The following is a 12,919-nucleotide window of genomic DNA, read 5'->3' on the forward strand; positions in this document are numbered from 1 at the left end:
ATGTAAAGAAAAAAGCGCACTTTACAAAAAAAAGCGCTACCTTTGCCAATCGTAAAATCAAAAACCGCGATATGAAGCGTAGTATTACTATTCTTATTGTATTTTTGGTGTTCTGGGCTACAGGGAGCCAGGCACAGATTGTAGATCCGGTACATTGGTCGACCGAGTTGAAAATGACAGGTGACGCACAGGGTGAAGTTGTCATGACTGCCTCTATCGATGCCGGATGGCATATGTATTCACTTGATGTAGACCCCGATATAGGGCCGCAGCCTCTTGCCATAGAATGGACCGCACTTGACGGAGTGGAACTGAAGGGACATCCGAAAGCCGACAAGACTCCTCACAAGAAATACGACGAGATGTTCGGCGCCAATCTCAGCTGGTGGACCGAAGGCGTCACAATTACACAGGCATTTACCGCCACGAAGAGCAAATTCGCCATCGAGGGGCTTATACGCTACTCGGCATGCAACAACGACAACTGCATCCCTCCGGCAAAAGAATCGTTCAGCATGGCCGGTAATGCCAAAATAGCGTCAGCACCCGCTGAGACTCCGGTCGACACTGTCGTGACCGACACAGTCGCCGCCGCTCCTGTTGTCGCTTCCAAGGCAGAGATTTCCGATGCCGACCTGTGGGCACCTGTCGACACAACCTCGTCCGACGATACCACCGATTACTCCACCACATCTCTGTGGTACATATTCATAGCATGTTTTGCGGGCGGATTCCTTGCTCTGCTCACCCCCTGCGTGTGGCCGATGATACCGATGACCGTAAGTTTCTTCCTTAAGAAAGGGAAGAACCGCGCACGCGCAGTAGCCGACGCCATGACCTACGGCCTGTCGATAATAGTCATATACGTGGCTCTCGGCATACTGGTGACTGCAATATGGGGCCCGGCAAAACTCAACGACCTGGCCACAAGCGCCACCTGCAACATAATATTCTTCATCCTCCTCATAATATTCGCCATAAGTTTCTTCGGAGCATTTGACATAAAACTACCTTCGAAATGGGCCAATAAGATGGATGCCACAGCCGACAAGACTACCGGCCTGCTGAGCATATTCTTCATGGCATTCACCCTCACACTCGTCAGCTTTTCATGCACAGGCCCCATCATCGGCACACTGCTCGTCGAGGCGGCGAGCACAGGCGACAAATTCGGCCCTGCAATCGGCATGGCCGGCTTCGCCCTCGCCCTGGCCATACCGTTCTGCCTCTTCGCACTGTTCCCCTCGTGGCTCCAGAGCGCGCCTAAGTCGGGCAGCTGGATGAATACGGTAAAGGTAGTGCTCGGATTTCTTGAGCTTGCTCTCTCTCTCAAATTCCTCTCTGTGGCCGACCTCGCCTACGGATGGCACATACTCGACCGCGAGACATTCCTCGCCCTCTGGATAGTAATATTCGGTCTGCTCGGCGCATACCTGCTCGGCGCATTCAACTTTGCCCACTACGGCCCGGCCGACCGCTCGATAGGCACCGTGCGTTTCTTCCTTGCCGTGGCCTCGCTGTCGTTTACAGTATATCTGATTCCCGGCCTGTGGGGTGCGCCACTCAAGAGCGCAAGCGCATTTGTACCACCCCTGTATACCCAGGATTTTAACCTCTACGGCGAGAGCTTCACCGAATATTCCGACTACGACGAAGGGATGGCCGCCGCAAAGAAAGAGGGCAAACCGGTGCTGCTCGACTTCTCCGGCTACGGCTGCGTCAACTGCCGCAAGATGGAGGGAGCCGTACTCGACGAGCCTGATGTAAAGGCCATGATTGAAAACAACTTTGTGGTAATAAAACTCATGGTCGATGAAAAGCGCGAACTTCCCGAGCCGGAATACGTAGAAGAAAACGGCAAGCAGATACGCCTCGACACATACGGTGAACGATGGAGCTATCTCCAGCGCTATAAGCTCCAGGCCAACGCACAGCCTTACTACGTTATACTCAACGACCGCGGCGAGCTCCTGTCAGGACCCTATGCCTACGACGAAAGCATTCCGCGCTTCACCCGCTTCCTTGAAAAAGGCATCAAGGCGGCGGAATAACACACTCTCCACATCCCATGTCTATTTGGACTATTGCATAGTCCAATGGGCCAGAAACGGCAATCAAATACGAATCCCGCGCCAGGCAATTTGCCCCGACGCGGGATTCGTATTATAGTAAGTTTCCTCAATTATTTGCCGCCCACGAGTTTCCAGAAAGAACCGGGGACAGGCGTGTCGAAATTCATATCGCGACGAGTGACCGGATGCACAAATCTAAGAGTCTGTGCGTGCAGGGCCAGACGATGGATTATCGACGCCTTCGCTCCATATCGACGGTCGCCTGCTATAGGATGGCCAAGCTCTTTCATATGCACGCGTATCTGATTCTTGCGGCCTGTCTCAAGCGACACCTCAACCATCGTATGTCCGAGACCGCGCTTTACCACCTTGTAACGTGTGACGGCGAGCTTGCCCTCATCGGGATTTTTGGCAGAGTACACCTCATGCTTGCTGTTTTCAGCGAGATAGCTGCGTATCTCGCCCTCGTCTTTTTCGACATATCCCTCTACCACACACACATACTTGCGTGAAATCACCATATTGTTCCAGTTGTGCTGCATGGCCTCCTTGGCATTCTCGTTCTTGGCCATCATCATAAGACCCGATGTGTCACGGTCAAGGCGATGCACGATAAAGAGCTTGTTCCTGGGATTCTCCCATTTCACCCAGTCGCGCATTATCGTATAGGCAGTACCGTCCGACACCTTGTCATTGCCCATCGACAGCAGCCCGTAGCCCTTCTCGATTACCAGCAGGTCGGCATCTTCGTAGACGAGCTTCACCCTGCGGTGGTGAAACACCTTGAACTCTCGCGTAAGATTCACCTTTACCGTATCGTCGGGGGTGAGCGGAGTGTCGTGCTGAGTGACAGGCATGCCGTTGACAGCCACCTGATTGTATTTTAGCAGTTCCTTTACAGTAGTCCTTTTACGTCCGGGCATCGACTCGATAAGAAACGCCAGCAAGGTCGTGTCCTGCTGAGGGACATAAGTCTCTATTACATCAGGGCGAAAAGGCGCTTTTTGTGCGCCGGGACGGTTGGTGACAGGCGATATACGTGGCATATTAGAGCTTATTTAATAATAAATGTTACCGTCAGGGCGGTCAGTCGGCGAGCAGGTTTTCGCTTGTGATGAGGGAGTTATGGGAACCCATAACGACCGAAGAACGGGCGGAAATATGCCGGCGAATGACCGACGGAAGGTAATTTGTTTAATGTCGTTAATATTTTTTGCATTTACCTCACAAGCAGGCAAGAGATTGAATGATTATAAAGCTACCCCTCGTATATCTTGGCCGCTTTTCGTTTTGCTCCTGCTGTCATGTACATAAAGTACACACCTTCGTCACATGTAGAAAATCGACTCAAGCTATACGACCCTGGCGGCAACATTTATTATTAAACAAGCTCTTATTTTTTACGTGAGGATGTGCGGCGCGAGGTGGTCTTTTTGGGCTTTGCATCCTGCTCCTCGGCCATTTTCAGCAACTCTTCGCGTGTAAGATTCTCGGGATGCTCAAGTCCGCGCGGCAGTTTATAGTTGTTTTTATTGTATGTGAAGTAAACGCCATAACGGCCGTTGAGTATCTGCATGTCGCCCTCACCCTCAAATGTCTTGATTACCTTCTTGCTCTCGCTGTCGCGCTTGGCTACTATGAGTTCTTCGGCTTCCGGCAGGGTGATTGCAGCAGGGGCAAGCCCCTTGGGTATGGACACGAACTTACCGTCGTGACGCACATACGGGCCAAAACGGCCGATGGCCACAGTGACCGTCTTCCCCTCAAACTCGCCGAGCGTGCGCGGGAATTCAAACAGTTTCAGGGCTTCCTCCAGAGTAAGCGTGCTCAGCGACTGCCCCTTGAGCAGCGACGCAAACTGAGGCTTGTCGTCATCGCCATCCGCGCCGCCTATCTGCACAAGCGGGCCGAAACGTCCTATTTTCACACTCACAGGCTTTCCTGTGGCAGGGTCGGTGCCAAGCAGACGCTCTCCCACACGGTGTTCGAGACGCATGTTGTTGGCCTGCTCCACATCGGGATGAAATACCTTGTAGAAATCGCCTATCTCGCTGTTCCACTTAAGCTGGCCTTCGGCTATATCGTCGAACTTCTCCTCCATGCGGGCAGTGAAATCATAGTCGAGAATAGAGGGGAAATATTTTATGAGGAATTCGTTGACAACCATACCTATGTCGGTAGGTACGAGCTTGCCCTTCTCCGAACCGGTCATCTCCGAACGTGTCGAACGCGCAATCTTGCCCTCCGAGTCAAGCGAAAGCACCTCGTAGACGCGCTCCACACCCTCTTTCTCGCCCTTCTCCACATATTCACGGGCCTGGATGGTGGATATTGTGGGGGCATATGTAGACGGACGTCCGATACCCAGCTCCTCCATCTTCTTCACAAGCGAAGCCTCGGTGTATCGCGGAGGATGTTGCGTAAAGCGTTCGGTGGCTACAATCGAGCGCATGTCGACAGTGTCGCCGCTCTTCATGGCCGGCAGACGCGACTCGCCGCCGCCGTCGGCACTGTCATCGTCGCGGCCCTCGATATATACACGCAGGAAGCCGTCGAAACGTATCACCTCGCCACTGGCCGTAAAATGGTCGGCGCATGTCGAGGGAGAGATATCTACAGTAGTACGGTCGATACGCGCATCGGCCATCTGCGAAGCGATGGTACGCTTCCAGATAAGGGAATACAGGCGTCTCTCCTGCAACGTTCCTTCAATTTCGGCCACATGTACATCAGTAGGACGTATAGCCTCGTGGGCCTCCTGGGCACCTTTGGAATTAGTATGATAACGGCGCACTTTTAGATACTCGTCGCCAAGGCGTCGTGTCACCTCCTCCGAGATAGCGTTGACCGCAAGAGTCGACAGATTGAGAGAGTCGGTACGCATATAAGTAATGTGTCCGGCCTCATACAACTTCTGGGCCACCATCATCGTCTGCGACACAGTCATTCCGAGTTTGCGTGCGGCCTCCTGCTGAAGTGTCGAGGTGGTAAACGGAGGCGCCGGCGATTTTGTGACAGGCTTTGTAATGACATCGGTAATGGTAAACCGTGCATCGCGGCAAGCCTCAAGCAAAGCCTCGGCGCTCGCGCTGTCGGGCAGACGGCGTTCAAGCTGGGCGGCCAAAGGCGCGCCACCCAAGGTGATAAACTCGCCATTGACACGATAGTAGGGCTCGGCCTTGAAATTTTTGATTTCAAGCTCACGCTCCACAATAAGCCTTACAGCCACCGACTGTACACGTCCGGCCGATAATGCCGGTTTGATTTTCTTCCACAACACCGGAGAAAGCTCGAAGCCCACTATACGGTCAAGCACACGCCGGGCCTGCTGGGCGTCGACACGGTTGAGATCGATAGCGCGAGGATGTTTTATAGCCTCCTCTATGGCCTTTTTGGTAATTTCATGGAATACGATACGCCGCGTGGTGGCCGGGTCAAGACCAAGCACCTCGCACAGATGCCATGCTATAGCCTCACCCTCGCGGTCCTCATCAGATGCCAGCCATACGACGTCGGCAGCCTTGACAGCCTTGCGAAGGTCATCAACCAGCTGCTTCTTATCGTCGGGTATCTCATAGACAGGCGCAAAACCATTGTCGATGTCTATGCCGAACTTCTTCTTGTTGAGGTCACGGATATGGCCGTATGACGACATTACCTTGTAGTCATTTCCCAAAAACTTCTCTATGGTTTTGGCCTTTGCGGGCGATTCGACTATTACTAAATTCTTAGGCATTTTCAGTTTTGTGGATGAAAAATTTCGACAAAATTAGGAAAAAGTGTTAATAGATTGTCTATAAAAATGCCCAATTTTTTCGCGGAGACGGTTTTCAGCGCTCCATAAGGCGTTTTTCCTCTGACAAATCCGTGCACATGGATGAAACATCCGCGCGCAATTAAAGTTCGCCATCACTACGCGTGTCAGCGGGCCTGTGGCACACCGTTGCGCCGCTCGTAATGATAATAAAGGTACATCAGCATCAGAGCTCCGACGGCCACCAGCGGCAGCCCTACCACAGCAGGCGCCATGTAGCTGTCGGTATAGTTGATGACCTTCCCTCCAAACCATGCGGCAATCGCATTGCCCGCATTGTAAGCAATCTGTATGCATGCCGCCCCGAGCATCTCGCCTCCGCGGGCATAACCCACGATATCGCTCTGGAGCGGACTGCCCGACCCGAACAGCGCAGCGGTGCCGAGCACCATAAGCAATACGGCGGCGAGCTTGTAATGGCCCAAATAGAAAAACAGCACAAGCACCGGTATGGCCGACGCCTGTACACTCGCGGCCACGGCTGCCGGCTTGAATCGGTCGCCAAGACGTCCGGCTACAAGATTGCCGGCAAACATGCCGAATCCGGCAAGGACCATCAGCCACGACATCGAGTCGCGTGAAAATCCGGCCACAATCGTCAGCTGCGGGTCAATGAAGCTGTACCAGCTGTAGATGCCGATCTGGCCCAACAGCACTCCTCCGAAAATAAGCCATGGCGGCAGAGTGCGCATAAACCGGAACTGACCTTTGAATCCCATATCCTCAAGCCCAGGCACGGCAGGCACCCAGTACCGTATAGCCATGAAAGTAGCCGCGGCACTCAATCCTACCACAACATAGGCCAGACGCCACGAGGCGACATTGGATATGAGCGTACCGGCGGGGACACCGACAAGAGTGGCCACAGTCATGCCTCCAATCATTATGGCCACAGCGCTGGCGGCCTTTGACGGCGACGCAAGTTTGCGGGCCACTATCGCCCCGACTCCGAAATACGCGCCGTGGGGCAGACCGGATATGAATCTCGCCGCACAGAATGTCCAGAAACCGGGTGCTACAGCAGCGAGCAGATTGCCCACCATTATGACAGCCGCAAGCAGCAGCATGAGTTTCTTCAAAGCCATCTTTCTCGCAAACAGCAGAGCAGGAGCGCCCACACACACTCCCCCGGCGTAAGCCGAGATGAAGGCGCCGGCGCCGGATATGCTGACATCCATATCGGCGGCAAGCATACCAAGAATACCCATAGTAAGATATTCAGTGATTCCAAGCGCAAACGTTCCAAGCGCCAAAGCAAACAATCCTCTTTTATTCATAGGTAAATAACGGGTAAAATCGGGCGCAAATTTACACAATATATCCTTTTAACGACTCAAAGAGTGGCATATCGGAGAAAAAATTTGTAATTTTGCGTACCAAAATACTGATACATCAACGTGAGCGAAAATATACAAATACAATCACAGGCACCATTACGTGAGCTCCCCGAGCCCACGCTGCGCCGTCTGCCATGGTATCTCGCTTATGTAGGGCTGCTGAAAGAGCGGGGAGTCGACTATGTATCTTCGACCCAGATTTCTAAAGAAATCAATGTAGACGCCTCGATGATAGCCAAAGACCTGTCGTTCCTCAACATAAAGGGCAAGACTCGCATAGGATACGAAGTTGCCGTGCTTGAACACGAGCTACAGGATTTCCTCGGATTCAAACGAGGACACAACGCCGTGATGATAGGCGTAGGCAGCCTCGGGGCTTCGCTCATACAGGATTCCGGACTGGTAAACTACGGCCTGCGCATAGTAGCCGGATTCGACATCAATCCCGATGTCGTCGACACTGACATATGCGGAGTACCCATTTACGACATGAACCGCTTCGCACAGCTTATCCCGTCGCTGAAGGCTGACATCGGCATAATAGCCGTGCCCATCCATGTAGCCCAGGAAGTATGCGATATAATGGTCGACGCCGGAATAAAAGCGCTGTGGAACTTCACACCGTTCCGCATCACAGCGCCTGAAGACATTGTCATTACCAATACATCAATATACGCACATCTGGCGGTAATGTACAACAGACTCGGACTCAAAAACTCACTCGAATCATGAAAGCGGTAGTAAGCATGAGGCGTCCCGACGCCCATTTCGACTCCGCCACACCGGTGACTGTAGTCCCCGACTCCGCCATTCTGCGCACAGGACGCCCGTGGTTCATACCACCCTTCGCTCCGGAATGGAGACTGGAGACTGTGCTGGCGCTGCGCATATCGCGCCTCGGCCACTGTATCGGAGCGAAATTTGCCGGCCGTTATTTCGACGCCATCACAATCGGCGTAATGCCGCGACCCGTACCGCATGACACGGCCAACGGACTGCTCGACGCATTCGACGGAGCCTTCATCACAGGTGACTGGATGCCGTTGCCCGCCGATAAAAACATTGAAGTGTCAACTCCCACAGCAAATGTATCGCTTGGCCCGCAACTCGACCTCGCGCCGGCCATAATAGAGAGATTCAGCGAATTTGCCACAATGAAGATGGGCGACATAATAGGCCTGTGCACATTCGCTCCTATGGACAACCCGCCCCTCGACACACACTGGGAGGGTGGAATCAACGGAACGACCCTGCTTTCATTCAATATAAAGTAACCGCTCCTCAGGAGAAGAGCGGCAGACGGCATATGCCTCTGCCTGCGTAGCAATTTATATTACCGACGTTTGCCTGACGATACCGGCAACCGTCTTTATTCATCAACACCAATCTACCTGTATCCCGGATGAGACATCATACCATTATCACCCTGATTGCAGCCCTGATACTGTCGGCCACAGCAGTTTCAGCCCACGACAGTTCATATTACGCCGAATCATCTCTTCTGGCCACAGGAAAATGGGTAAAGGTAAAGGTAAGCCACACCGGCATACAGCAGATAACGGATTCGACACTCCGCTCGCTCGGATTTGCCAATCCGGAGAAAGTAGGAGTATACGGATATGGCGGAGCAATGTTTCGCGACGACCGGTTCTCAACATCTCTCCCCGACGACCTGCCAAGACAGATGTCGGCACACACCGATGGTAAACTGATTTTCTACGGCCATGCCGGCGAGAAAATCACCATGTCGGGAATGACGGCCAACATTGCCTTCAACCCATACACATTTGACGGGTACTATTTCCTGTCTGATGCTCACGATTCGGAATATAATACTGAGCCGATACCATACAAACGCAACTCAAGAGCCTCAGAAACCCACATCGCCACCTACACCGAGAACCGAGAGATACAGAGCTATGAGTCGCTCGGCGAGCGGTGGTTTGATGCAATGCTTGAAAGCCACTCACCCACATCCTACCGTTTCCCTATAGCCGATGCCGACTACTCCGGCACCGTAAGGCTCGGATATGCCTGGGTGTCGGAAGAAAACGATTCTATAACGATAGCAATTTCGCCTCAGGTAAAAGTGCGCACATCAAACGGTCTCGGCATATCCAACCCCTCATCGCTCGTGCGCCGCACCGGATACACCGACTTCACCTTTGACCAGTCACAAGCCAACACCGACTCCATCCACATCGATATCAGCCTTAAAAATCCACGTCCTGGCGGCTCATTCGCAGCCATGGACCATACTGCGATATCATTCACCCGGCTCAACACTCTGGGGAGCGACCCGCAGCGGCGCATGTTCGCCTCCGTACAGTCAGGTCAGAACATGAGACTGGTTAACATTCCTGACGGAGCACTCGCCTGGGATGTGTCGTCGGCAGAGTCGGTACGCCCCTACCATATAGAAAACTCCGAACTCACCCCTGCGTCAAATACAGCGACAATAATACTGTTTGACCCGAAAGCACAACTATATGTGCCGGAAATCGTGGATGACGGCCTGAAGAATCAGAATCTACACGCATCCTCTACCCCCCACATGGTTATCGTGACCCTTGGCTCACTCCGCCCGCAGGCCGAGCAGCTCGCCGAAATCCACCGCAAGGAGCAGGGCATCGATGTACTCGTGGCCGACGCTGAAGAGATATACAACGAATACTCATCCGGAGCATTCTCGGCCATGGCGATACGCCGTTTTGTAAAGATGCTCTATGACCGCAATCCCCGCAAACTACGCTCGCTGCTACTCTACGGAGCAGGCTCACAGGACATGCGCCATATCACCCACTCCATGCCGATACTGCCGGTGCGCGAATGCTCGCAGGACACCTATATGTACAGCTCGTCGCAGTCATACTGCGCCGACAGTTACTTCGCGATGATTGCCGACGACTACAACCCCAACACCATATGGCACCAGTATCCGCTGATTGCCGTAGGACGCATACCGGTACACACACCCTCCCAGGCCATTGCCGTAAACAACAAAATCAGGCGTTTCATGACCACTCCCTACTGGCAGCGCTCAGCCAACAGCCACATATACATCGCCGACAATGTCGACGAAGGGCAGTATCCGGAACATCTCGACACAGTGGCTCAGGAAATCGCATCCCGACAGGGCGACATAACAATAAAGAATTATATCGACTTCTTTCCCGACGACTATAAAACCGCCTCGCCTCAGCTCAACAAATCAATAAGCCGCCATGTACACGAAGGCCTTGGATTCATCCATTATATCGGACATTCCGCATTCGAAGGGTTTGCCACCGGAAAGTATGGCATCTCTTCGCACGAGACATTCGGATGGACCAACGAGTCTATGCCGATAATGATACTGAGCACCTGCAATCTCGGCCATTTCGACGGCACTAAATCGACTCTCGGGGTAGAATCGCTGCTTGCCCCCAACTCATCGATAGCCAATATCGTATACGCCCGCAAGTCATGGGCCAGAGGCAATGAAAACGCCCACACCATAATAGGCCGCCATATCGCCGGAATCAAGAAAAGCATCACTCTGGGCGAGCTCTGGCTAAATATACGCAACGAATGTATTAGGTACCACATGAACAGTACCCGCTACTCCATCAACGATCTCAACCGCAATCTTCTCGGCGACCCCGAACTGCCCCTGCGCTTCCCCGAATACAATGCGGCAATCAGGCTTGCCGATGATAGTCAGTCGACTGAAATCACGCCTCTCACACCCGTAAGAATAAGCGGCACGATATGCGACACTCTCGGCGAATGCATCGCCGACTTTGACGGCAAAGCCATAATACGCGTCAATCTTGAAGACATTCCCCAGGTGACACGCGGCATACGCGACCCAAAAGCCAAGGGAGCGACATACATATGCGGATCAATACCTGTAGCGACTGTAGCCGCCGAAGTCGCCGGAGGAAAATATGAAGCCACTGTAATCATACCGCGGCAGGCGGCCGAAAACTCGATTCGTATTACCGTATATGCCGAATCCGAGGATACCTCACGGGCCGCATCCGGCGAGCTCGAAGGGCTGACCGTATCGGCAGAGACTAACGACGGGGCAGAGGATACGACTTCTCCCGACATAATTGAGTTTTATGCCGGAAACAAAGAAAATATCGTGACATCACCTGACGATATGCTTTATGCCGTAGTCGGAGCCGACCTGTCGGGAATAGCCATAGGAGCCGTACCGCTCGAGACTACAATGCATATGTGGGTCGACGGGAAAATACTCGACAACGCAGCCGTGTACTGCATGCCGCAGACCGACGGCAGTGCAGTGATATCAATGCACGTAGGCAATCTTGCCGACGGACGCCATACCGCCACCCTGAGCGTGAGCGACAACGCCGGCAACCGCAGCATGAGCGACGTCACATTTGAGTATGTGTCGACCGAGATGTCTGCCTCTCTGGAGTGTCTTGCCTCAGTGGCGCGCGACAAAGCAATCTTCCGCATTGAGCACACCTATCTGTCAGGCACTCCGGAAGTAACTATGCTGATAACCGACCGCAACGGAAACACCGTGGCCAACGCCAAAGTTACAGCCGGAGTGGAAAACTGGGAGTGGGACCTGCGCGACCTCAGTGACAAGCCGATAGACGACGGCTCATACACTGCCTCGATTCTTGTCACCGACGGTATCCGGCACACATCTTCAGCTCCGCTGACATTCACTGTGCTCCGCTGACCATCCCCTCGCAGGCATACTCCACACTAATTTATAATATTGTATAGCTGGCTGTGCTATCTGACAGTCACACAAGATAGCGACGGTCGAGCCCGTGGTATGCGTCTATACGACGGTCGCGCAGGAAAGGCCACCACCGGCGCACCTGTTCTGAGCGATGCATGTCGATGTCGACAATCTCCACCGCCTCATCGCTGTCCGACGCACGAAACAGCAACTCGCCCTGAGGGCCGGCCACAAACGACGATCCCCAGAATTGTATGCCATTGGTGGCGCCCGACGGGTCGGGCTCATGACCCACTCGGTTGACGGCTACGAGAGGGAGTCCGTTGGCTACTGCATGGCCGCGCTGCACCACAGTCCAGGCCTCGCGCTGACGCTCTTTCTCCTCGGCTGTATCAGTACTCTCCCAGCCTATTGCGGTGGGATATATCAGAATCTCCGCTCCGCGCAATGCCATAAGGCGTGCTGCCTCCGGATACCACTGGTCCCAGCACACGAGCACACCCAGCCGTCCTACCGAAGTGTCGATAGGTTCGAATCCAAGGTCGCCTGGAGTGAAATAAAACTTCTCGTAATATGCCGGGTCGTCGGGTATATGCATCTTGCGGTACATGCCCGCCACACTGCCGTCAGCCTCAAAGACAACCGCAGTGTTGTGATAAAGTCCCGGAGCGCGACGCTCGAAAAGAGAGGTCACGATTACTACCCCGAGCTCGGCGGCGAGAACGGAATATGTCTCGGTGACATCCGAGGGGATAGCCACGGCAAGGTCACACATGTCGGTCGACTCCGTCTGGCAGAAATAGAGCGAATCGTGCAACTCCTGATTTACGATAAGCTGAGCTCCATCAGCGGCCAGCCGTCGCATTTTCTCACAAAGACGGGAACGGTTGTCGGCAATATCACCGTTATTCGCCTGTTGGACAAGTCCTACACGCAATATTGATTTTTTTTTCATAGGTTTTGATAGTTATGATTTGGATACATCAGC

Annotated in this window: 8 protein-coding genes; 4 read left to right on the forward strand and 4 right to left on the reverse strand. The window is 53.3% G+C overall.

Translation table 11 applies throughout. The annotated features are described in order from the left end of the window. The first annotated feature begins 71 nt into the window (after positions 1 to 71). Entirely contained in the window at positions 72 to 2,051 is a 1,980-nt protein-coding gene (locus tag ADH68_RS01270) for a protein-disulfide reductase DsbD family protein (protein WP_068960129.1), read from the forward strand. Positions 2,052 to 2,182: 131 nt separating this feature from the next. Here the strand turns inward: ADH68_RS01270 and ADH68_RS01275 are convergent, their stop codons facing one another. The 3 genes from ADH68_RS01275 to ADH68_RS01285 form a co-directional block, all read right to left on the reverse strand. After that, a complete protein-coding gene (locus ADH68_RS01275) occupies positions 2,183 to 3,118 on the reverse strand; it encodes an RluA family pseudouridine synthase (protein WP_068960128.1) in 936 nt (311 codons plus the stop codon). A 347-nt stretch (positions 3,119 to 3,465) separates the two neighbouring features. Further along, the gene (topA, locus tag ADH68_RS01280) at positions 3,466 to 5,808 is read right to left on the reverse strand and encodes a type I DNA topoisomerase (RefSeq protein WP_068960127.1); all 2,343 of its coding nucleotides are present in this window, start codon (positions 5,806 to 5,808) and stop codon (positions 3,466 to 3,468) included. 185 nt (positions 5,809 to 5,993) lie between these two features. Next, complete coding sequence (locus ADH68_RS01285) at positions 5,994 to 7,163, reverse strand: MFS transporter (protein WP_068960126.1); 1,170 nt, start codon at positions 7,161 to 7,163, stop codon at positions 5,994 to 5,996. A gap of 120 nt (positions 7,164 to 7,283) precedes the next feature. Between ADH68_RS01285 and ADH68_RS01290 the strand changes: the two genes are divergently transcribed. The 3 genes from ADH68_RS01290 to porU all read left to right on the forward strand — a co-directional run bounded on the left by ADH68_RS01290 (position 7,284) and on the right by porU (position 11,925). Continuing rightward, positions 7,284 to 7,955 (forward strand): redox-sensing transcriptional repressor Rex, encoded by a 672-nt coding sequence (locus ADH68_RS01290; RefSeq protein WP_068960125.1) that lies wholly within the window; start codon positions 7,284 to 7,286, stop codon positions 7,953 to 7,955. After that, positions 7,952 to 8,497: a hypothetical protein gene (locus ADH68_RS01295; RefSeq protein ID WP_068960124.1), complete on the forward strand. Its 546-nt coding sequence runs from the start codon at positions 7,952 to 7,954 to the stop codon at positions 8,495 to 8,497. Before ADH68_RS01290 ends, ADH68_RS01295 begins: the two co-directional genes overlap by 4 nt. A gap of 128 nt (positions 8,498 to 8,625) precedes the next feature. Beyond that, the gene (porU, locus tag ADH68_RS01300) at positions 8,626 to 11,925 is read left to right on the forward strand and encodes a type IX secretion system sortase PorU (protein ID WP_068960123.1); all 3,300 of its coding nucleotides are present in this window, start codon (positions 8,626 to 8,628) and stop codon (positions 11,923 to 11,925) included. A 67-nt stretch (positions 11,926 to 11,992) separates the two neighbouring features. Here porU and ADH68_RS01305 read toward each other — a convergent pair whose 3' ends face one another. Continuing rightward, entirely contained in the window at positions 11,993 to 12,886 is an 894-nt protein-coding gene (locus tag ADH68_RS01305; RefSeq protein ID WP_068960122.1) for a carbon-nitrogen hydrolase, read from the reverse strand. Between the last annotated feature and the right edge of the window lie 33 nt (positions 12,887 to 12,919).

It is taken from the genome of Muribaculum intestinale, from assembly GCF_002201515.1.
Lineage (GTDB): Bacteria > Bacteroidota > Bacteroidia > Bacteroidales > Muribaculaceae > Muribaculum > Muribaculum intestinale.